The following is a 21,224-nucleotide window of genomic DNA, read 5'->3' as shown; positions in this document are numbered from 1 at the left end:
CTTTTTCCTTCTACACTGATAAAAGTATTTTATCACTCCCCTCTAAAAAGGTAAACCTAAAAATATCTATACTTCCCCTTTAATTCTTGCTATAATAGTTGCATATGAAATGAAATTGTTACGAAAGGATTTTAATATTATGTGGATAGCAGATGGTTGGAAAGATTATGAAGTAATAGACTCCTCTAATGGAGAAAAACTAGAACGTTGGGGAAATTATCTCCTCGTTAGACCTGACCCACAAGTGATATGGGACACCCCTAAGATAAATAAGGGCTGGCGAAAAATGAATGGGCATTACCATCGTAGTAAAAAAGGAGGCGGTGAATGGGAATTTTTTGATTTACCTGAACAATGGCAAATCCATTATAAAGATTTGACATTTAACCTAAAACCATTCAGTTTTAAACATACTGGCCTTTTCCCTGAACAAGCCACAAACTGGGATTGGTTCTCAGAGAAAATTAGAAATGCCGGACGCCCTATTAAAGTATTAAACTTATTTGCTTACACGGGTGGTGCTACACTTGCAGCAGCAAGTGCAGGTGCAAACGTTACCCATGTAGATGCTTCGAAAGGTATGGTTGCCTGGGCAAAAGAAAATGCTGTTTCTTCAGGATTGAAAGATGCTCCTATTCGCTGGCTTGTAGACGACTGTGTCAAGTTTGTTGAAAGAGAAATTCGAAGAGGAAATCACTATGATGCGATTATCATGGATCCGCCTTCTTATGGAAGAGGCCCTAAAGGAGAAATTTGGAAAATTGAAGACGCTATTCATCCGTTAATTAAACTCTGTACACAGATTTTATCCGATGATCCTCTTTTCTTCTTAATCAACTCGTATACAACAGGACTTGCACCTTCTGTACTTACTTATATGCTTGCAACTGAATTAAAAAAATTTAATGGCTTTGTAGAAGCACAAGAAATCGGACTTCCTGTTTCAAGTAACGGACTCGTCCTTCCATGTGGTGCATCTGGTCGTTGGGAAAGGAATTAAAAAATGAAAAAATTCAATAAAATTGTGGCAATTGAGCCTATTAATATGCTCCCATTTGGGAAAGAGAAATTACGCACACACTGTGAACAACTTGTTTTATTTGATGACATCCCATCTTCCACAGAAGAAATCATCAATCGTATCGGAGATGCTGACTGCCTTTTAGTTAGTTATACCACTTTTATCACAGCAGAAATTTTATCTGCTTGTCCAAATCTAGAATATATCGGTATGTGTTGCAGTCTTTATTCAGAAGAGAGCGCAAGTGTAGATATTCGCTATGCGCGAGAACACAATATTACTGTAACAGGTATTCGTGATTACGGTGATAATGGTGTTGCTGAATATGTCATTGGAGAATTGGTAGAAATATTACATGGATTTCACGGAAAAAACCCCTTCTTTGACGAACCAGCAGAATTAACAAATTTAAAAGTTGGCGTTCTTGGTATGGGGACAACTGGACAAATTGTAGCGAATGCGCTTCAATTCTTTGGTTCACACGTTTCCTATTATAGCCGCACAAGAAAAGATACTATAGAAAAAAAAGGAATTCGTTACAATGATTTACACGCTCTTCTTAAAGAATGTGATGTCATTTGTTGCTGTTTAAGTAAAAACATTACTCTTCTTCACGAAGAAGAGCTAAAAATTCTAGGCAATCACAAAATTATTTTCAACACAGCACTTAGCCCTTCTTTCGATGTGGATGCAATGGAAAAATGGCTTTCTCATCCTGAGAATCATTATTATTGTGATACTCTCATGGCAATTGGAAATGACCATTTCCTTTCACAACCAAATGTTCACTGTGCAAAGCAATCTGCTGGAATGACAAAACAAGCTGTAGAAAGATTAAATCAAAAAGTTCTTGATAATATGGAACAATATCTTAAGCAATAAGCAAAAAAGAGGAGAAACCATCCAAAAGTTTCTCCTCTTTTTTACTCTCTAGCTTCTCTTCTTAATATATCAATTGCCTCATCTAATGTATCTATAACCATCCATGTTTTATTACGTATACTTTGATCTGGTTGAACTAAATCTGGAACCATAATCACATACACTCCGGCTGCAGCTGCAGATTCTACACCTGCTGGTGCATCTTCAAAAGCAACACAACACTCCGGTTTTACTCCTAATTGTTTGCAGGCTTTTTCATAAATTTCTGGATCTGGCTTAGATTTTTTCACCATATCTCCACAAATAAATGTATCGAAATATTCGTACAGTCCAGCTTTTTTAAACATCTCTTCGACATATGGTCTTCTCGACGAACTAACAACGGCCGTACGTTGTCCTACTTGTTTCGCATAACGAATCAATTCTCTTGCCCCTGGTTTAACTGCTAAACCTTCTTGTTCTACAATAGTATAAAAATTTTCCCTCGCCAAATCTCTAAACTGATTATTTGGAAATTCTTCCCCAAATACCTCCTTAAAATATTCTCCTCTACTTTTTGCATTCATTCCAAGGGTATTATAAATATGATTACCTATATCACCATATCCAAGAGTATTTCCTGCCATATTCCAAGAACGTTGCACTACTTTTTCAGAGTCAAAAATCAATCCGTCCATATCAAATAATAATGCTTTTATCATACATCCACCCTCTTTCTCTAGAATTTTATTGACTGGTAAATATAGGAAACTGGTAATCCCACTACATTATAATAATCTCCTTCGATTTTTTCTATAAATGGTGCAAATTTCCCTTGAATCGCATATGCTCCAGCCTTATCCACATATTCTCCTGTATCTAAATAATTGTTTATTTCCTTTTCACTCATTGGATAGACAAATACTTTTGTTTCCACTGCATTATTTATTGTTTTCTTATAACCATTCTCATCATAACATAAAATGGCCACCCCTGTATAAACTTTATGCATTTTCCCTTGTATACTCTGAATCATTTCAAAAGCCTCTGTTCTATTTTTAGGTTTTCCCAATACTTTTTCTTCATGAGCAACAATTGTATCCGCACCTAGCACAATGACATCCTTTTTCTCCACCAGTTCAGATACATGATTCGCCTTTAAAAGCGACAACTCTTTTACAATCTCTTCTGGTTTATCACTCTCGTAATTTTCCTCACAATCACTAACTAAAATTTCAAACTGCATTCCTATCTGCTCCAAAATTTCTTTTCTTCTTGGAGAAGCCGATGCTAAAATTATCTTTTTCATTTTTTTCCTCCTATTATTTATACAAAAAACACCTGCAATCGCAGGTGTTTCAACATTTTATATTTCTTCTAATTTTCGAATCATCTCTTCACAAATTTGAAGTATTGTTTTCTTATCTGTATTCACTATAACATCTGCAGTCTTTTTATATTTCTCTTCGCGTTCTTCTAACATTTGACTAATCCATTCTGTATTTTTCTTTCCCTCTAACAATGGACGCCCCTTATCTTCTCTAATCCTATCTAAAATTTCTTCTGGAGAGGCTGTAAGAAGAACTACTTTTCCCTGCTTTTTTAACTTTTCAATATTTTCTTCTCGAAGAACAACTCCTCCTCCACACGAGATTACAACATGTTCTTTGACTTGTAATTGTTCAAGAAGTTCTGTTTCTAATTGACGAAAATAATCTTCTCCATATTCAGAAAATATTTTTTCAATAGACATCCCTAATTGTGTTTCAATCTCAGCATCCATTTCCACTACATCCATAGCAAATCGTTCACCTAAATAGTTCGCTAATGTTGTTTTTCCCGTCCCCATAAAACCTATTAAAATAAGATTTTGTGGAAATAATTTTTTCCCCTGAACTCGTTTGCCATTCCACGCAATACGTTGAAACACATCTAAAATTTCTTCTTTATATGGATTTCCTTCTAATTTTTCTTCTAATCTTTTCAAACGTTTTTCTCTTTGCATTGGCTGTAAAATTAGCATACCATGCTCTTCCTTATATTCTAACATTTTTTCAAAAATGTTATTTCTTTCTGTTAAATCTTCGATTATTTTTTCATCACACAATGTTATTTGCTCTCTGTAAAGTTCCAAATCGTTCATACTTCTTTTCCTTCCTCTTTCATGGAAATTGTTTTTCTTTAATTATATACAGAGTATACAAAACTCTTGAATATTCTGCAACAAAAAAATAGAGAGTCGAAACTCTCTATTTTCTATCCTTTTACAAAAATGGACCTGAGGGGAATCGAACCCCTGTCCGAAAGCCCATCCATCTAGGCATCTCCCATCACAGTCATCATCTTAACATTCCCTCTGCTGATCGTCTGATGACGAACTATCAGTTTCAGTAGCTTCATTAATTCTTCCATTTCCTCAAAGCTTTGGAAACGAAGTGCCTCACCTCGTTGAAGCCGGTTACTTAAGCAGTGAGTGACTTAAGGCCGACTGCTACCACTAGGCAGCGTACGCTAAATTTTCGTCTGCGTTTAATTTTAATTTGCGGATTGTTATGCGGTCCCGCCCCGCAGATGGCTTCCCAAACTTCAGAACCCCCGTCGAAACCAGTACAAGCCCTGGTTTTTTACAGATTCATTATAATGTAGCACTTTGTAGTTGTCAAGGCTCACTCTACTCTAAACCAAGGATTTCTGCCAAAACTTCTATCATAATTTCATTTGTACACGACTTCACATATCCCATCATATGCAAAGAAATTTCATCTTGTTTCTGTGCCTCAGTTAATTTATCATTATGTTTTGTCTGATCAATCAATTGAATTAATTGAGGGGTTAACTCCTCATAAATTTCCACAGTTGTTTCTGTCACTAATTTACTCAATGCTTCTTTTGTTATTGGTACCATTTGTTCTCCTATCCCAGATTGCGAATTTTAAATTCTCTCTGTGCCTCTCTTTTTTGATCTTTCTTGGCGATATCATCACGTTTATCATATAATTTCTTACCTCTTGCAAGCCCAATTTCTACTTTCACCAAACTTCCTTTAAAATAAACTTTCAATGGAACAATTGCCATTCCTTTTTCTTTTGTTTTTCCAAGAAGTTTGTTAATTTCAGTTTTATGCAAAAGAAGTTTTTTCACACGAAGTGGATCCTTATTAAAAATATTTCCTTTTTCGTATGGACTAATGTGCATACCGTAAATAAATACTTCTCCATTTTCAATACGAATAAAGGATTCTTTAATACTACATTTTCCCATACGAAGTGATTTCACTTCCGTTCCATGAAGAGAAATTCCTGCTTCATAAGTATCTAAAATAAAATAATCATGATACGCTTTTTTATTATTTGCAATTAATTTTCCCTCTGTCTTTCCCATTACTCTCTACTCTCCTTCTGCAAGTTCAAAATCAATCGTTCTTTGTAATTTGTCTACATCTAACACACGAACATTTACGGTCTGTCCAAGTTTATATACTTTATTTGTATGTTCTCCCACCATCTCATATCTTTCTTCATAATAATTATAGTGGTCATCATACATATTTGTTACATGCACAAGTCCTTCTATCGTATTGGAAAGTTCAACATACATTCCCCATTTGGTTATGCTTGAAATAACGCCTTCAAAAACTTCACCAAGATGCGCTTCCATATATTCCGCTTTTTTCAATTTTACCGTTTCTCTTTCGGCTTCTTCTGCTCGTCTTTCCATTTCACTAGAATGTTTTGCCACTTCTGCCAAAATTCCTTCATAATGTTCTCTACGATTTGCGTTCATGCGTCCTCGTATATTTTCTTTGATAATGCGATGAATCTGTAAATCTGGATAACGCCTAATTGGAGAAGTAAAATGGCAGTAGTATGGTGCTGCAAGTCCAAAATGCCCCGTATTTTCTGGCGTATATTTCGCCTGCTTCATCGAACGAAGTGCTAGTCTGCTAATTAACATTTCTTCTGGAGTCCCTTCCACTTTTGCCAGCAATTTCTGCACTTCTTTCGGACGAACTACATTATTTGCAATATGAAGAGAATGTCCAAAATTATTAATAAAAATCGCTAATTTTTTAATCTTTTCCTCATCTGGAGTTTCATGAGTACGGTATACAAATGGTATTTCTTGCCAGAAATAATCTTCTGCCACCGTTTCGTTGGCAATAAGCATAAAATCTTCAATAATCTTTGTTGCTACATTTCTATCATAAGGTTTTAATTCCAGCGGTTTTCCATTTTCATCTAAGACCATTTTCGTCTCAGGAAAGTCAAAATCAATAGAACCCCGTTTTTTACGTTTTTCACGTAAAATCCCTGCTAGTTCCTCCATAAGTTTAAACATCGGATAGAATTCTTCGTACTTCTTAATTTCTTTCTCATCATTTTCTTCCAAGATTTTTTTCACACTTGTATAAGACATGCGTCTATTTACACAAATTACTGTTTCCGCTATTTTATGGTCTATCACTTCTCCTTTAGAAGTAATTGTCATAATACAACTAAGAGCAAGTCTATCCTCACCTTCATTTAAAGAACATATTCCATTTGAAAGTGCATGAGGCAACATCGGAATAACTCTATCTGCCAAATATACACTTGTCCCTCGTTTATACGCTTCTCTATCTAACGCACTTTTTTCCTGCACATAATTTGCCACATCAGCAATATGCACACCAAGCAAATAATTCTCTCCCTCTCTTCTGATGGAAATGGCATCATCTAAATCCTTTGCATCTTCTCCATCAATTGTTACCATATCCCAATTACGAATATCCATTCTTCCAGCCATATCTGCTGGGATAATTTTTTCTCCTACACGTTCTGCCTGATGCATCACTTTCTCTGGAAATTCTACTGGCAAATCAAAATCTTTCACAATAGACATGATATCTGTTCCAGGCTCATTGATGTGCCCGATAATTTCCACTACTTTTCCTTCTGGCTTTTTCCCTTCCTTACCATAAGATGTCAATTCTACTACAACTTTATGACCTGTTACTGCCCCTTTAGAACGTTCAAGCGGTACAAATACATCTTTCAAAAATTTTGTATTATCTGGCACAACAAATCCAAAATTTTTATTACGTTGAAAATATCCTACCAACTTTGTCGTTCCATGAGAAAGAATTTTCGTAATCTTTCCCTCTCTTCTTTTGCCTTCTGGAGCAGATTTAATAACAACCTCTACACTATCTCCATGAAACGCTCCATTTATATCTTCTTCTGAGATAAAGATATCTTCATCCTCACCTTCAACCGTTACAAAACCAAATCCTCTTTGATGTGCTTGATATGTTCCAATAAGACTCTTTGCTTCTCCTTTTACATATTTTCCTTTTTGGGAAACCCTTATCTTTCCTTCTTTTTCAAGAGAGTCTAAAATCTTCTTCAATTCTCCTCTTTCTTCCTTCGGCACTTGAAGTAAAATCGCAAACTCTTTTATTTTCATCGGCACATAAAATTCATCACAGATAAAATCATATATCATTTTTTTTCTTTTCTCAAAAATGTCGTTCATTTTTTCACTTCCTTTCCCATAAAACATAAAAGGAACACCCTACCTAAATAGAGTGTTCCATCTGTTCATCATACCTTATGCAAATACTTTTAAGTTCAAAACTGCTGCTAACACAACAAATAAAATTGCTAAGAACTTTGTTGATTTCACTAAAGCACCTTCCATAGAACGTCCTTTATTCTGTCCCCAGTAAGTATCGGCAGCACCACTAATTGTTCCTAATCCTGCTGATTTACCTTCCTGAAGTAGTACGATTGCTGTCAATGCGATACAGTCTATTGCAAATAAAATTGTAATTACCATTTTTAAAATTTCCATTCAAATACACCTCCTACGGATAACACTAGGATTAGTGTATCACAAACACTGTCAAATAGCAAGATTTTCTTTGAAAAGAGCCCCATATTTTGCCGTTTCTGCCAATTCTTCCTCAATTCTCAATAATTGATTATATTTTGCTGTTCGCTCTGAGCGACATGGTGCTCCTGTCTTTATCTGTCCTGCATTTAACCCTACTGCAATGTCTGCTATTATGCTATCTTCCGTTTCTCCTGAACGATGTGAAATAATTGCCCTATATCCCGCATTTTTTGCCATTTCCACCGCTTTTATCGCCTCTGTAAGTGTTCCTATCTGATTTACTTTAATCAAAATAGCATTTGCAATACATTTTCTAATTCCCTTGTCCAATCTATCTGTATTTGTAACAAATAAATCATCTCCCACAAGTTGTATATCCTTCCCAAGACTTGTTGTAAGCAGTTTCCATCCTTCCCAATCTTCCTCATCCAAAGGATCTTCTATAGATACTATTGGGAATTCTGTTAAAAGTTCCTTATAATACTCAATCATTTCTTTTCCAGAATATTCTTTTCCTTCTCCGGAAAAGATATATTTATTCTTTTCTTTATTATAAAGTTCAGAGGCAGCCACATCCAATGCAAACACAATATCTTTACCAACTTTATACCCGGCAGTTTCTACCGCCTTGACAATAAAAAATAATGCCTCTTTTGCACTGGAAAGTTTCGGCGCAAAACCGCCTTCATCTCCTACAGCAGTTTCTTTTTGTTCTACTTTTAAAATTTTTTTCAAACAATGATACACTTCCGTTCCCATTTGTAATGCTTCTCGAAAACAAGTAGCGCCTATTGGCATAATCATAAATTCTTGAATATCAATAGTGTTATCTGCATGACATCCACCATTTAAAATATTCATCATGGGAACCGGCATAAGATCGGCATTTACACCTCCTAAATACCTATAAAGAGGAAGATCAAGTGCTTTTGCCGCTGTCTGTGCTACTGCCAAAGAAACGCCCAACATTGCATTTGCTCCTAAATTTGATTTGTTTTCTGTTCTATCTATTTTTAATAAAATACCATCGATTTTCTCTTGCTCAAAAACATTTACACCGATAACTTCTCGTGCAATCGCATCATTCACATGATGAACTGCTCTTGTTACTCCAAGTCCACTGTATCTTTCATCGCCATCACGAAGTTCTACTGCTTCATACTTTCCTGTTGATGCTCCTGATGGCACAGATGCTCTTCCTATAATATTTTCTCCCACAAGAACTTCCACCTCAATTGTTGGATTTCCTCTTGAATCTAAAATTTCTCGTGCATATATATCTCGAATTGGTAAATTTCTATACATTATATTTTTCCCCCTTTCTTATCATATTATTACCAAGATATATGTTCTAATTCGTTGACAATTAATATTCAGAGCGTTACAATTTGAGAAGAAAAAGGAATAAAAAAACATCAAGGGGTATACAAATGAAAACAAAATTAAAATCTTTCTCTTTACTAACTGGAAGTATTCTTTTAATGGCAGTGGGAATTTATTTTTTTAAATTCTCAAATAACTTTACTTTTGGTGGCATTACAGGTCTTGCCGTTCTTGTTGCTAAAACCGGATTTATGACTGCTGGTGATTTTACTTTCATTATGAATATGGTGCTTCTCGCAATTGGTTTTCTTATCTTAGGAAAAGATTTCGGTATTATGACTGCTTACTGTAGCATTCTTCTTTCAGTAGCTTTATCAGCTTTGGAAAGACTTTTCCCAATGACAAAACCAATGACAGACCAGCCTATGCTTGAATTAATTTTCGCCATCGCTCTTCCTGCAATCGCTTCAGCAGCACTATTTAATATGGGCGCATCTAGTGGTGGAACAGATATTCTGGCCATGATTGTAAAAAAATATACGAGTTTCAATATTGGAAATGCTCTTTTATTAAGTGATATTGTTATTACTTTACTTGGATTCTTCGTTTTCGATATTAAAACTGGACTTTACTCTGTTCTTGGACTTGCTGTCCGTTCACTGATGATTGACAATGTAATTGAAAGTATGAATTTAAGTAAATATTTCAATGTTGTTTGCAGTGATCCCGAACCGATTTGTGATTTTATCGTTCACGAATTGAACCGAAGTGCTACAACCTGTCTTGCCAAAGGCGCTTTTTCTGGAGATGACCGTTACATCATCTTCACTGCACTGAATAGGTCACAGGCGGTAAAATTAAGAAACTTTATCAAACAGCAGGAACCGGGAGCATTTATCCTTATTTCCAATACAAGTGAGATTATCGGTAAAGGATTCCATTATGTATAAAAGTAGAGGAGGCAGTAACTTAAATAAAGTTATTGTCTCCTCTATTTTTTAATAAAATTAATTCCGAAATCATTTTATATATTTTATATTATTTCTGACCTTACAAATATATAAAATAATAATTCCTAGTAAAGTAATATAAATCCCTATCTCCTTTTCGCATATAGCCGATATAAAAAGCAATAAGTACAAACCAGCCAATCCACCATATATAATCAATAAATTTTTCTTCCATTGTAAATACTCTCTCTCAGATAATGAATACGCATTTACCGGTTTTTTTATCAAATTTTTTATTACTGCTCCCATATAGTAAACAAAAAATAAAATAGAGCATTTTATCACTACTGATGCAATTAAGTTAATATACTGTAACATTTATATTCATCTCACATTCTTTAGGTATGACCTGTCGCTGTTGCACTACCTGAGTACGAACCACAATCTACTTTCCACCTAACTGGAAATTTTCCTATCACAAAATCTATTCTATTTGTTTTTTTCATCATTATTCTATTATCAGTCCTTCTTTTTCCATCACATCAATCACTTGATTTACATATTCTTCACACAGTTCATGTGTAGCAGCTTCCACCATAACACGAATAACTGGTTCTGTTCCGCTTTCTCTTACAAGAATACGTCCATCGCTTCCAAGTACTTCTGCTACTTTTTCCACTTCACGAACTACTGCCAGATTTTCTCTTGCTATTTTCTTATCGGAAACTTTTACATTTTTCAATAACTGTGGATAAATCTTCACTTCCTCCGTCAGTTTTCCGAGCGTTTCTTTCTTTTCCAACATAACTTCCATGAGTAAAAGTGACGTTAAAATTCCATCTCCTGTAGTTGCGTATTTACTAAAAATAATATGTCCTGACTGTTCTCCACCTAACGAGTGATTATTTTGTACCATGTTTTCATATACATATTTATCGCCTACCGCTGTTTTTTCATATTTCATGCCCACTTTATCACAAGCCTTATATAACCCGATATTTGACATAATTGTTGTAACAATCGTATCGTTATTTAAACGTCCCTGTTCTTTTAAATATTTTCCACAGACGTATAAAATCAAATCTCCATCTACAACGTTTCCATTCTCGTCAACTGCAAGACATCTATCTGCATCTCCATCATAAGCAAATCCTACATCTAAATTTTTCTCTTTTACAAATTGCTGTAATGTTTCTATATGAGTTGAACCGCAGTTTCTGTTAATATTTGTTCCGTCTGGCTCACTATGAATCACATACGTTTTAGCTCCAAGTGCATCAAAAACACTTTTAGCAATGGATGAAGCACTTCCATTAGAGCAATCTAATCCTACTCGTTTCTCTTTAAAAGAGCGAGTTGCCATTGCAATCAAATGTCCAATATATCTGTTTCTTCCAGCAGAATAATCTACTGTACGTCCTATATTTTCTCTTGTTGCCAATGGAAGTTCACCAAAAGTTCCATCGATATAAGCTTCTACTTTTTCTTCCACTTCTGTTTCTAATTTATGTCCTTTTCCGTTAATTACTTTAATTCCATTATCATAAAAAACATTGTGACTAGCTGAAATCATAATTCCACAATCAAAATCTTCTGTTCTTGTCACATAAGAAACACTTGGTGTTGTTGTAACGTGAAGAAGATAAACATCTGCTCCAGATGCAGTTAATCCTGCCGAAAGCGCATCTTCAAACATATAACTGCTTCTTCTTGTATCTTTTCCAATTACTACTTTTGCCTTGTGATTTTGCCCATAATACCAACCTAAAAAACGTCCTACTTTAAAAGCATGCTCTACAGTTAATACAACATTTGCTTCCCCTCTAAAACCGTCTGTTCCAAAATATTTCCCCATTATCAATTCTCCTTTTGCATTATTATCCTATTTTTTTGCACAATTCTTATGTTTTTTATATTATATACTTCTTTGCAAAAATATACAAGAATTTTTTTAAAGATTAAACAGGAAATACGTATAACTTATTTTGCCAATCGATAAATTGCCTCCAAATAAATTTTCAGCCATGTTTCAATTTTACTCACTTCCAAATATTCATTTTTTTCATGCATCACATTTTCTTGCTCTGGAAGTAATGCTCCAAAAGCTACACAATTTTTCATTGTACGGGCATATGTGCACCCTCCGTCCACTTCCGGCTGAGCTTTTATATCCCCAGTAATATCTCTATATACCTGCATTAAAGTTTTTACAAGGAAACTATTTTTCTCAATATGTATCCCTTCTATGCAATCCAACATTTCTATTTCGATTTCTGTTCCTTCCAAAATCTTTTTCAATTGTGTAATTACTTCTCCACACTTATGTGTTACTGGAACACGATTATCCACAGAAAATCTCACTTCATCATTTTCCACTTCCACCATTCCAACATTAAACGATAATTTCCCCGATTCTTCATCAGAAAACTGTAAACCTAACTTTTCTCCATGTAAACATAATCCGATATACTTCATGTAAAATGAAGCAATTCGTTCTAAATCTCCTCCCACATTCAATTCCTCTACTGCAAGCATTAATCCCGAAATTGCATTTATTCCATTTTCTACCCACGCTCCATGAGCTGCTCTTCCAATAGCTGTTAATATAATATGCGTATTCTCCCTTTTTATTTCATATGTACAACCGCTTTTTGTTGTCCATTTTTCTCTCTTCTGTTCAATTTCAGACAAATATTTCTCATCTAAACATACACTTGCCTTTTCAGGAACAGAATTCACAGCATTACCACCATGTAAACTAATTTTCTCCTTCACTTTCATTTTTAAACAATATTGGAGTAAGCCCTTTTCTGCATATTTCAATGGGAAATCCGCATCAGGTGTAAATGCAATTTGAGGAAACTCTACTTTCTTTTTCCCAAAATAATAATCCATACACTTCCAGTTTGTTTCCTCATTTGTACCAATAATTAAACGTACTTTCTTTTTCAGCGAAACATGCATTTCTTTTAAAATATGCATAGCATGTAAACAAACAATCATAGGCCCTTTGTTGTCTAATACACCACGCCCATATAATCTCCCATCGATAATTTGTGGACTATATGGATCACATATCCAACCTTCACCACATGGAACAACATCAGCATGACAAAGAATTCCTAAAGTTTCCTCTCCTTCTCCAAAATCAATATGTCCAGCATAATTATCAAAGTTTTCACTTGTAAATCCCATATCTTCTCCACGTTTCAATACCCACTGAAGTGCTTTTGCTGGTCCTTCTCCAAAAGGCATTCCTTCTTTTGCCTTATCCTCCACACTATTAATTGAACACAACGCTATAATATCCTCTATTACCTGTTCTCTCGCCTTTTCCAATACTTTTTCCATTTTCTTTCTCCTTTAAATAATTCTTCTAAAAAACACCCATAAATTCTTAGAGAATTTATGAGTGTCTGTATAACTACTAAATTAATGATGGAATAAACGGATTCCCGTAAATGCCATTGCCATATTATATTTATTACAAGTTTCAATCACATTATCATCACGAACTGAACCACCTGGTTGTGCAATATATTTCACACCACTTTTATGTGCTCTTTCAATATTATCACCAAATGGGAAGAAGGCATCCGATCCCAATGCAACATCTGTCATTTTATCTAACCATGCACGTTTTTCTTCTCGTGTAAATACTTCTGGTTTTACTTTAAAAATATGCTGCCATGTACCTTCTGCCAATACGTCTTCATATTCATCACCTATGTAAAGGTCGATTGCATTATCTCTATCTGCTCTTCCAATTTTATCTACAAACTGTAGTCCTAAAACTTGTGGTGACTGACGTAACCACCAATTATCTGCTTTCTGACCTGCAAGACGTGTACAGTGGATACGTGACTGTTGTCCTGCACCAATTCCAATTGCCTGTCCATCTTTTGCATAACAAACAGAATTTGATTGTGTATATTTTAATGTAATTAATGCAATTGCTAAATCAATCTTTGCCTGTTCTGGTATTTCTTTATTCTCTGTAACTATATTTGACAATAATGCGTCATCAATAACAAGTTCATTTCTTCCCTGTTCAAATGTAATTCCAAATACCTCTTTATGCTCAATTGGATTCGGTTCATAAGTTGGGTCAATCTCTATAATCGCATAATTTCCTTTCTTTTTCTGCATTAATAATTCCAACGCTTCTGGTTCATATCCTGGAGCAATTACACCGTCTGAAACTTCGCGTTTAATTAATTTTGCAGTGGCAACATCACATACATCTGAAAGAGAAATAAAATCTCCAAAAGAAGACATTCTATCAGCTCCTCTTGCTCTTGCATATGCACATGCAAGTGGCGATAATTCTCCCATATCATCTACCCAGTAGATTTTCGCTAATGTATCATCAAGAGGAAGTCCTACCCCTGCTCCAGCAGGTGAAACATGTTTGAAAGAAGTTGCTGCTGGAAGTCCTGTAGCCTTTTTTAATTCTTTAACTAATTGCCAACCATTAAATGCATCTAAAAAGTTAATATATCCTGGTTTTCCACACAAGACCTTAATAGGAAGTTCTCCTTCTTCCATGTAAATTCTTGAAGGTTTCTGATTTGGATTACAACCATATTTTAATTCTAATTCTTTCATTTGTCCTCTCCTATTTGTTTTTATTTACAATCTTTGTCTCTTCTTTTCCTGTTTCAATATCAATATAACGCACGAATAAAGATACCTTGTTTTCTTCATTTAAACTGTTCCATAACATCTCTGTAAATTGTTCCATATCATCTAAAATTCCAACTCTTTTTGGCTCTCCTTCAAAACTTGGAAGAGGATTTCCATCACATTTATATGTATGAATAAAATGACCTTCTCCTGCAATTGCATTCTCATACGCAAATGTATAACGATTACATGCCTCAGGATTTCCATTGTCGCTTTTCAAAATAGACATCGCATAACTATAATTTCCGTCCTCAATATGTAATATACCTGAAATACGAGGTGTATAGTTTGGTGCATCTGGTTCAAATTCTCTGCATCTAAGTGACTGTTCAAATGTCAACTGTTTATCCATTCCCTCATAAATTGTATCTGTTTGGTCACCATTTGTTACGATTGTCTTATTTCCCAATACTCTTACTGGCGCATAGATAATTAAACTTGGATCTGTTAATTTAGAAGGGTCAAATGCCTGTGTACGAATCCCTCTCCCTTCTTCTACAAATACGCGATTTCTACTATTTTCACTTCTTCCCATAATGAAATATGCCGTTACCGCTTTCTTGCCATCTGGAGTTTTTCCGATAATTATTCCACGTCCTGGATAAGCATTTCCTTGTAATTCTTTTTCAATTGATAACATTTCCATGAATATTCTCCTTTTTCTCACTGATTGTTATGGTTAGCTCTTTCCTTTATTATAGCCTACAATACAGTCTGTTTACTAGTAGATTTTACTAATAAGTTTTTATAATACAAGGTAATAACTCCTCTAGAATTGTCGAATTTCAATATTATCCCCATCTTCTAATTTGCGAATAGATTTAATTACTATATAATATCCTGCATTTTCATTTACTTTGACAAATACTCTATCCCCCTCTTTATGCCCCATAAGTGCTTTTCCAATAGGAGATTCTGTACTGATACGATTATCAATAGAATTTCCTCTCACCGTCGTAACCACTTTAAATGTTTCATATTCATCATCTTCTTCAAAGTACACTTCTACCGCCTTATTAATTCCAACCTCATCTTCTTTTGCATCATCTTCAACAATTTGTGCTGTTCTAATCATTCTTTGTAAATAACGTATTCTACTTTCATTTTTATTCTTATCTTTTTTTGCTGCATGATACTCAAAATTTTCACTCAAATCTCCGTGTGCCCTAGCCTCTTTCAACGCTTCTAGCGCCTCTTTTCGAACAACTAATCTTCTATATTCAATTTCTTCTTCCATCTTTTTTATATCTTCTTCAGTCAACTGATTATACATTTTCCAATCCCCTTTCTTATAAAAAACTGATGAGAATATAACATCCTCACCAGTTTTTTGCTTTTATTTTATTGTGTCATTTCAGTTTCTTGCAATGTTTCTCCATTTTGCACTTGTCTAATTAACTGTTTGATTCCTTCTACAGATTCTTCATCTGGCTGACATACATATAATCTCATAGAACCTGAAGAAAAACATCTTTGTTTATCTCCTGTTCCTTCTGCTGCAACAGACTTAATATTCCATTCCCCACCTTGATTTAATTGCATTTTGATCAAAGTTTGTAATTGTCCTTGCGACATATTGGTTTCTACTCCATTACTTACCTTATTAATAATCGAATTTGCTTTAATAAGCATAGATGGAGAGATCATTTTTTTAATCATTGCTGTAAGAACAGCTTGCTGATGCTTTCCACGTTGATTATCACCATCTGGTAAATTATGTCTTTCTCTTGAAAAAGCCAATGCTTGTTTCCCATTAAAATGATTCATACCTTTTGATACTCGAACAACTGTACCAGCTGCAGTTCCTGTCTTAAACGCATAGTCAGACATAACATCCACTCCCCCTAGTTCATCCACAATATCAATAAGAGAAGTAAAGTTTACTCGTGCATAAAATGGAATTTCTGTATCATACAGTTCACTTAACGTTCTAATCGATGTATCCACACCATAAATTCCTGCATGAGTTAATTTATCTCGCTGTCCGTGAGATACTCCTGGTATTTCTACATAATAATCTCTTGGAGTTGTCACAAGCAAAATTTGTCTTGTCTTTGGATTCACTGTGGCAATAATGTTAACGTCACTTCGACTATTTTTAGAAATTTCTCCATATACATCAATTCCACTTACATACACATTAAATGGTTCTGTCTTAACTTTGATATTAGAAGAAACATCATCTAATTTTGTCTTAATATTATAATGATAAATAATTTTCACCTTATTAGAATATCCATGAAATTCTTCCTCTAGAATCTCCTTATATCCCTCATTATAAATAATTGCTTTCACTTCACCATCATGTAAAGCTTTTGCCTGTTCATTTACATTTTTATATTCTTTTGTTTTAATCTTTGTATCTAATTCTTTATTAATGTGGGAAACTGTATCTTTCACATCTCCTTTATCTAACTTATACTGAACACCAAATGTATAATCACTTACATCTGCTATATCTTCAGCCTTATCCTTTGCTAAAACGGCAACAACCATTGTATCTACTTTAGAATTTCCCCCAGTAACTTTATCCAATGTTCCTGTCATAAATCCTAATTGATATGTTCCTGCCACAAGACATCCTGTTATAAGGAGAATATATAACTTCCCAATCGTACCACGCTTTTTTCTTTTTATCTGTGACACAAGACCTATACTCCACAAAAGCAATAAGATTACTATAGTCACAATTATATACTTAAGTGGTATAATATTTGATAAAAACAACATTCCCACAAAAGCAACAGAAGCCAACACTTGTAGGAAAAGTAATATTTTTCCTAAAATATTTCTTCCTTTCTTTTCCTGTTTCTTATCCGGATTCGGAACTCTCCCTTTTTCCGAAACCGACTTGGCTGGATTATCCCAACCCATTGACTTTGCATATCGCTTCTCCATTTGTCTTTTCTTTCGTTCCTGCAGACGCTCATACTCTCGCCTTTCTTTAGGACTCATACCCTTTTTTTTCATTTGTACTCCCTTCTTGTATACTCAAGAATTTACTTATTACTAGTTACGTCCTACAATACTTTACTATATTAGTACATACTAAGAAAAAACTCAAGTTTTTTATATCAAATTTTAGCCACATATAAAGGCTTTTCCTTCATATGTGGCTAAAGAAATAGATTTTATATCCCTATACTAAATAAGCTCTTTTTCTAGTGGTGCTAATAAAACTTTTCCTGTTCCACGATAAACATTTACTAACCCTTCACCTGATACCGCTGAACCTGCTAAGGTTTTTCCCGAACGTTCTACAGTAAAATCAAGACTTCCACTCCATGCAATCGCCATGTTTCCATCTACTTTTAACACATCATCCTGCAAAGTAATTTCAATCAACTCTTCCCATGGACAAGGTGTTTCAAGACACACTACTCCATCTCCCACAATTCCAAGGTTAAATAACCCCTCATTCCCTGCAACTGCAGATGATAAATTAGATCTCATCACTACTTTATGTTTTAACTGTGCATCGCATGCTAAAAATAAGCCGTCATCTAAGACAATAGAATTGTTCCATTCTGCCAAATCAAGAAGTAAAATATGTTTGTAAGTTGGTTCAAGGACAAGTGTTCCACTTCCTCTATATTCAGGTTTAATTGCAGATTCACCACTTACTTTTCCACGAACTGCTTTTCCAATTAAATCTCCTACTCCTTTTAACCCTGTTGTAGCATTCACATCACCAACCATCCATTGCATCGCTCCAGCTTGCAAAGTGATATTTGCTTTGCTTAATTCACAAATAACCTGACGTCTACGAACATTCATTTCATTACAAAAATATGCTTTTTGTGCATCATCTGGAGAAACACTTAAATCTCTCCGATATTCAACAACTGTAAATGGTCCAAGTGTATTTAATATTTTAACATCATCATTATTTGTAAAATTTGAAATTTTATACATACTTTTTCCTCCGTTCAATCTATTCTAATATGTAGTAAATCCTCCATCACTAGCTATAATTGAACCTGTAATATGTTTTGCTTCATCACTTGCAAAATATAAAATTGTTGCAGCTTGCTCTTCTGGTGTTGCATTACGTTTCTGTAATGTTTCAGTTTTTCCTGAAAGCATTGAGTTTTTAAGCCATTCCATAGGATCTTTTCCTTGGGCTGCAATCTCTGCCATTCTTGTTTTAATGTCTGCAGAACTTCTTTCTGTCAAAGGTGTATCTGTTCCAGCAGGGCAAATCGCATTACATCTAATTCCTTTTGTTGCATAATCTACTGCCACTGCTTTTGTTAAACCACTTACAGCATGTTTACTTGCAACATATGCTGCCGCAGAAGGAAATCCTCTCATTCCTGCAACACTTGATATATTTACAATTGCTCCACCGTTTTCTTTCATTAATTTTACTTCTTCACGACAACAATAAAAACAAGAATTCAAGTTGGCATCGATAACTTTAGACCAATCATCATCTTCAAGTTCTTCTACTGTTTTAGATGCTCCTACAATTCCAGCATTGTTTACGGCAACATCAAGTTTACCAAACTCTTCTTTTATTTCTTCAAAAAGGTTTTTCACTGCTTCTTTATCGCTAACATCACATTTCTTAAAGATTGCTTTTCCATCTTCTTTTGTAATCGCTTCTACTACAGCATTTCCTCTTTCTTCATTGCGTCCTACTGCAATAATCGTAGCTCCTTCCTTTGCTCCACGAATAGCTACTGCTCTTCCGATTCCTGAGGTTGCTCCTGTTACTAACATAATCTTATCACTAAAACGTCCCATTTCATTTTACCTCCTACTTTTATTTTATTATTATATCATAGTAACGTATAGAAATCCACTAATGCTTCTAATTCTTCAATTTCTGTTCCTACTATTTTTATATTTTTTCCAAAATAATTTGTAGCTTCCTCTGCTGTTATAGTCATTGTTTCTTGTTTCCCCAAATTAGAATATTCAAATGTAATCTCACCCAAGTTTCGAATTACTCCTAACAACACACACGAATACGCTTTCATTTTCTCAATCTTCATAGTCTTTTCATTCGGTTGTATTGGCTCTTTTAAAGTAATTTTCCAACCATAAGGTTCTTTTTTCGTCTGCAACTCATTTTCATATGTCCCGAGCACCTCTCCCACACCTAGTGCCTCCATTGTTTTTGCGTTTTTACTAGGATCTCCAATGTAATCATGACGACTATTAAATACATCTGATGTCAACTTGGAAATTTTTTTCTCATTATGCCAAACAATACGATTACCCACTTTAATCTCTTTTATCTTTCCTTTTGCAGAATATGTTTTTTCATATGGGAGCGTTGTATCTGTTCTCATTGAGGGTACACCTCTATACGTTAATTCTAATATTCCATCTTTTTCTTTAAAACCAATATTTTTAATTTGTATGTCTTCCACTATCGAAGTCGCTTGTACTGTAATTTCATTATTTTTTACATCGATATGATTCACAATCAATTCTGGTGAGACTTTTTCCCCTACAATGAAAGTTTTTCCTAAAAATACTAATATACATAAAGCCAATACCGATATCATGGATATTCCAATCTTTTTTCTGTATCCTTTTTTAGTCTTTTTTAGAAAATCAATTTCCATCTCTTCTTCATCGTTTTTTTCGTACATAGAAGGTTTCTGCATTCTTTCCAATTTCTCACGACATTTTGTACATGTTTCTATATGTCCTTCTATCATTTCTTTTGTACAATCACTTGTTAGTTGTTCTACGTATAATGGTAACAAATCTTCTATAACACCACATGGTAATTTATTTTTCATCATTTAATAACTCCTCTCTTATTTTTTCCTTTCCTCTATAAAAAGTTATTCTAGCCCAATTTTCACTTCTACCTAGTATATCTCCTATTTGTTTAAATGAAAGTCCACCTAAAATTCTCAAATATAGAACTTCTCGATATGGTTCAGAACAATTATGTAGTATCTTAAGCATTTGTGTTCGATTCTCCTTATCTAGAACTTCCTCTTCTGCAGAGCGGACAGAACTATTATCACAACCCATTTCTTCCATTTGTGGATTTTTACGATAGTATGTATATAATTGATTTTTTGCAATTGCACATAGCCATGTAGAAATTTTACACTTTCCATCATATTTTGAAATACTTCGCACTGCTTGATAAAAAGTTTCCTGTGTAACTTCTTCGGCGATATGATAATCTTGCGTTTTAGAAAATATAAATCGAAATACGGTATCTGCATATTTCCGATAAATCTGCTCAATAGGTTCCATTTTTTCTCCTCCTTTCTTTATTCTATAAGATCAATGTATTTTGGCAAGAATTCGTTACAGATTTACTGAAAAATATTTTAGGGTAAAGAAAAACCCCAGAAACACAAGGTTTCTGAGGTTTTGTATACTTTTTGTATTCTCTTTTCGATAATGAAATTAACGTTTTGGTAACTTGAAAGGCCTGATTTTACTGGATTCTTGGAATGTAGTGTTGCAAACACGTTACAAACGCAGAGCTTCTCATTACTCCGCAGAACACCTCAGTAAATGCAAAAGGA

The 21,224-nt window shown here is 34.4% G+C and carries 21 protein-coding genes and 1 other RNA gene; 3 read left to right on the top strand and 19 right to left on the bottom strand.

Annotated features, from left to right (window positions below; genetic code table 11):
- The first annotated feature begins 139 nt into the window (after positions 1–139).
- Positions 140–1,000 (top strand): class I SAM-dependent methyltransferase, encoded by an 861-nt coding sequence (locus tag ACY2U7_RS06840; RefSeq protein ID WP_461816105.1) that lies wholly within the window; start codon positions 140–142, stop codon positions 998–1,000.
- A 3-nt stretch (positions 1,001–1,003) separates the two neighbouring features.
- Positions 1,004–1,903, top strand: a complete 900-nt coding sequence (locus ACY2U7_RS06835; protein WP_461816104.1) for an NAD(P)-dependent oxidoreductase — start codon at positions 1,004–1,006, stop codon at positions 1,901–1,903.
- A 41-nt stretch (positions 1,904–1,944) separates the two neighbouring features.
- Here the strand turns inward: ACY2U7_RS06835 and ACY2U7_RS06830 are convergent, their stop codons facing one another.
- From ACY2U7_RS06830 to eno, 9 genes are all read right to left on the bottom strand, one after another.
- Positions 1,945–2,604, bottom strand: coding sequence for an HAD family hydrolase (locus ACY2U7_RS06830; RefSeq protein ID WP_461811971.1), 660 nt, complete (start codon positions 2,602–2,604; stop codon positions 1,945–1,947).
- A gap of 17 nt (positions 2,605–2,621) precedes the next feature.
- Positions 2,622–3,191, bottom strand: coding sequence for a Maf family protein (locus ACY2U7_RS06825; RefSeq protein ID WP_461811972.1), 570 nt, complete (start codon positions 3,189–3,191; stop codon positions 2,622–2,624).
- 57 nt (positions 3,192–3,248) lie between these two features.
- Positions 3,249–4,025, bottom strand: a complete 777-nt coding sequence (locus ACY2U7_RS06820) for a shikimate kinase (protein WP_461816103.1) — start codon at positions 4,023–4,025, stop codon at positions 3,249–3,251.
- A 127-nt stretch (positions 4,026–4,152) separates the two neighbouring features.
- Positions 4,153–4,499: a transfer-messenger RNA gene (ssrA, locus tag ACY2U7_RS06815) on the bottom strand.
- A gap of 54 nt (positions 4,500–4,553) precedes the next feature.
- Positions 4,554–4,787: a hypothetical protein gene (locus ACY2U7_RS06810; protein ID WP_461811974.1), complete on the bottom strand. Its 234-nt coding sequence runs from the start codon at positions 4,785–4,787 to the stop codon at positions 4,554–4,556.
- A gap of 8 nt (positions 4,788–4,795) precedes the next feature.
- Positions 4,796–5,263, bottom strand: coding sequence for an SsrA-binding protein SmpB (smpB, locus tag ACY2U7_RS06805; protein WP_461811975.1), 468 nt, complete (start codon positions 5,261–5,263; stop codon positions 4,796–4,798).
- A 6-nt stretch (positions 5,264–5,269) separates the two neighbouring features.
- Positions 5,270–7,396: a ribonuclease R gene (gene rnr, locus ACY2U7_RS06800; RefSeq protein WP_461811976.1), complete on the bottom strand. Its 2,127-nt coding sequence runs from the start codon at positions 7,394–7,396 to the stop codon at positions 5,270–5,272.
- A 75-nt stretch (positions 7,397–7,471) separates the two neighbouring features.
- Positions 7,472–7,714 carry a preprotein translocase subunit SecG gene (gene secG, locus ACY2U7_RS06795; protein WP_009461371.1) on the bottom strand — a complete coding sequence of 81 codons (243 nt, stop codon included), beginning with the start codon at positions 7,712–7,714 and terminating at the stop codon, positions 7,472–7,474.
- Positions 7,715–7,765: 51 nt separating this feature from the next.
- A complete protein-coding gene (gene eno, locus ACY2U7_RS06790; protein WP_461816102.1) occupies positions 7,766–9,061 on the bottom strand; it encodes a phosphopyruvate hydratase in 1,296 nt (431 codons plus the stop codon).
- Positions 9,062–9,186: 125 nt separating this feature from the next.
- On the opposite strand from eno, the gene ACY2U7_RS06785 reads away from it, so the two are divergent.
- The gene (locus ACY2U7_RS06785; protein ID WP_461811991.1) at positions 9,187–10,029 is read left to right on the top strand and encodes a YitT family protein; all 843 of its coding nucleotides are present in this window, start codon (positions 9,187–9,189) and stop codon (positions 10,027–10,029) included.
- A 508-nt stretch (positions 10,030–10,537) separates the two neighbouring features.
- On the opposite strand, the gene glmM is transcribed toward ACY2U7_RS06785, so the two are convergent.
- From glmM to ACY2U7_RS06735, 10 genes are all read right to left on the bottom strand, one after another.
- On the bottom strand, positions 10,538–11,884 hold the full coding sequence (glmM, locus tag ACY2U7_RS06780) for a phosphoglucosamine mutase (RefSeq protein WP_461816101.1): 1,347 nt from the start codon (positions 11,882–11,884) through the stop codon (positions 10,538–10,540).
- Between the two features lie 125 nt (positions 11,885–12,009).
- Positions 12,010–13,380, bottom strand: a complete 1,371-nt coding sequence (gene pepV, locus ACY2U7_RS06775; RefSeq protein WP_461816100.1) for a dipeptidase PepV — start codon at positions 13,378–13,380, stop codon at positions 12,010–12,012.
- Positions 13,381–13,461: 81 nt separating this feature from the next.
- Positions 13,462–14,637 (bottom strand): phosphoribosylaminoimidazolecarboxamide formyltransferase, encoded by a 1,176-nt coding sequence (locus tag ACY2U7_RS06770; protein WP_461811980.1) that lies wholly within the window; start codon positions 14,635–14,637, stop codon positions 13,462–13,464.
- Between the two features lie 10 nt (positions 14,638–14,647).
- A complete protein-coding gene (locus ACY2U7_RS06765; RefSeq protein ID WP_461811981.1) occupies positions 14,648–15,361 on the bottom strand; it encodes an IMP cyclohydrolase in 714 nt (237 codons plus the stop codon).
- A 123-nt stretch (positions 15,362–15,484) separates the two neighbouring features.
- On the bottom strand, positions 15,485–15,988 hold the full coding sequence (greA, locus tag ACY2U7_RS06760; RefSeq protein ID WP_461816099.1) for a transcription elongation factor GreA: 504 nt from the start codon (positions 15,986–15,988) through the stop codon (positions 15,485–15,487).
- A 68-nt stretch (positions 15,989–16,056) separates the two neighbouring features.
- Positions 16,057–17,685, bottom strand: a complete 1,629-nt coding sequence (locus ACY2U7_RS06755) for an LCP family glycopolymer transferase (protein ID WP_461811983.1) — start codon at positions 17,683–17,685, stop codon at positions 16,057–16,059.
- Positions 17,686–17,859: 174 nt separating this feature from the next.
- Positions 17,860–18,630, bottom strand: a complete 771-nt coding sequence (locus ACY2U7_RS06750; RefSeq protein WP_461811984.1) for an AIM24 family protein — start codon at positions 18,628–18,630, stop codon at positions 17,860–17,862.
- A 24-nt stretch (positions 18,631–18,654) separates the two neighbouring features.
- A complete protein-coding gene (locus ACY2U7_RS06745; RefSeq protein ID WP_461811985.1) occupies positions 18,655–19,464 on the bottom strand; it encodes an SDR family NAD(P)-dependent oxidoreductase in 810 nt (269 codons plus the stop codon).
- 35 nt (positions 19,465–19,499) lie between these two features.
- The gene (locus ACY2U7_RS06740; protein ID WP_461816098.1) at positions 19,500–20,477 is read right to left on the bottom strand and encodes a DUF4825 domain-containing protein; all 978 of its coding nucleotides are present in this window, start codon (positions 20,475–20,477) and stop codon (positions 19,500–19,502) included.
- Positions 20,464–20,946, bottom strand: a complete 483-nt coding sequence (locus ACY2U7_RS06735; RefSeq protein WP_461811987.1) for an RNA polymerase sigma factor — start codon at positions 20,944–20,946, stop codon at positions 20,464–20,466. Before ACY2U7_RS06735 ends, ACY2U7_RS06740 begins: the two co-directional genes overlap by 14 nt.
- Positions 20,947–21,224 lie beyond the last annotated feature (278 nt).

Origin of the sequence: Faecalimonas sp. (assembly GCA_029264305.1) — a bacterium.
GTDB lineage: Bacteria > Bacillota > Clostridia > Lachnospirales > Lachnospiraceae > Faecalimonas.
This window is presented reverse-complemented; position numbering and strand designations above follow the sequence as displayed.

What these genes read in the sequence shown, in the direction of transcription:
- ACY2U7_RS06810 (WP_461811974.1), bottom strand. Translation starts at nt 4,787, where the DNA reads ATGGTACCAATAACAAAAGAAGCATTGAGTAAATTAGTGACAGAAACA.
- rnr (WP_461811976.1), bottom strand. Translation starts at nt 7,396, where the DNA reads ATGAACGACATTTTTGAGAAAAGAAAAAAAATGATATATGATTTTATC.
- ACY2U7_RS06735 (WP_461811987.1), bottom strand. Translation starts at nt 20,946, where the DNA reads ATGGAACCTATTGAGCAGATTTATCGGAAATATGCAGATACCGTATTT.
- ACY2U7_RS06835 (WP_461816104.1), top strand. Translation starts at nt 1,004, where the DNA reads ATGAAAAAATTCAATAAAATTGTGGCAATTGAGCCTATTAATATGCTC.
- ACY2U7_RS06820 (WP_461816103.1), bottom strand. Translation starts at nt 4,025, where the DNA reads ATGAACGATTTGGAACTTTACAGAGAGCAAATAACATTGTGTGATGAA.
- greA (WP_461816099.1), bottom strand. Translation starts at nt 15,988, where the DNA reads ATGTATAATCAGTTGACTGAAGAAGATATAAAAAAGATGGAAGAAGAA.
- ACY2U7_RS06840 (WP_461816105.1), top strand. Translation starts at nt 140, where the DNA reads ATGTGGATAGCAGATGGTTGGAAAGATTATGAAGTAATAGACTCCTCT.
- ACY2U7_RS06755 (WP_461811983.1), bottom strand. Translation starts at nt 17,685, where the DNA reads ATGAAAAAAAAGGGTATGAGTCCTAAAGAAAGGCGAGAGTATGAGCGT.
- eno (WP_461816102.1), bottom strand. Translation starts at nt 9,061, where the DNA reads ATGTATAGAAATTTACCAATTCGAGATATATATGCACGAGAAATTTTA.
- ACY2U7_RS06745 (WP_461811985.1), bottom strand. Translation starts at nt 19,464, where the DNA reads ATGGGACGTTTTAGTGATAAGATTATGTTAGTAACAGGAGCAACCTCA.
- ACY2U7_RS06785 (WP_461811991.1), top strand. Translation starts at nt 9,187, where the DNA reads ATGAAAACAAAATTAAAATCTTTCTCTTTACTAACTGGAAGTATTCTT.
- smpB (WP_461811975.1), bottom strand. Translation starts at nt 5,263, where the DNA reads ATGGGAAAGACAGAGGGAAAATTAATTGCAAATAATAAAAAAGCGTAT.
- ACY2U7_RS06750 (WP_461811984.1), bottom strand. Translation starts at nt 18,630, where the DNA reads ATGTATAAAATTTCAAATTTTACAAATAATGATGATGTTAAAATATTA.
- secG (WP_009461371.1), bottom strand. Translation starts at nt 7,714, where the DNA reads ATGGAAATTTTAAAAATGGTAATTACAATTTTATTTGCAATAGACTGT.
- ACY2U7_RS06740 (WP_461816098.1), bottom strand. Translation starts at nt 20,477, where the DNA reads ATGATGAAAAATAAATTACCATGTGGTGTTATAGAAGATTTGTTACCA.
- ACY2U7_RS06765 (WP_461811981.1), bottom strand. Translation starts at nt 15,361, where the DNA reads ATGGAAATGTTATCAATTGAAAAAGAATTACAAGGAAATGCTTATCCA.
- pepV (WP_461816100.1), bottom strand. Translation starts at nt 13,380, where the DNA reads ATGGAAAAAGTATTGGAAAAGGCGAGAGAACAGGTAATAGAGGATATT.
- ACY2U7_RS06825 (WP_461811972.1), bottom strand. Translation starts at nt 3,191, where the DNA reads ATGAAAAAGATAATTTTAGCATCGGCTTCTCCAAGAAGAAAAGAAATT.
- ACY2U7_RS06770 (WP_461811980.1), bottom strand. Translation starts at nt 14,637, where the DNA reads ATGAAAGAATTAGAATTAAAATATGGTTGTAATCCAAATCAGAAACCT.
- ACY2U7_RS06830 (WP_461811971.1), bottom strand. Translation starts at nt 2,604, where the DNA reads ATGATAAAAGCATTATTATTTGATATGGACGGATTGATTTTTGACTCT.
- glmM (WP_461816101.1), bottom strand. Translation starts at nt 11,884, where the DNA reads ATGGGGAAATATTTTGGAACAGACGGTTTTAGAGGGGAAGCAAATGTT.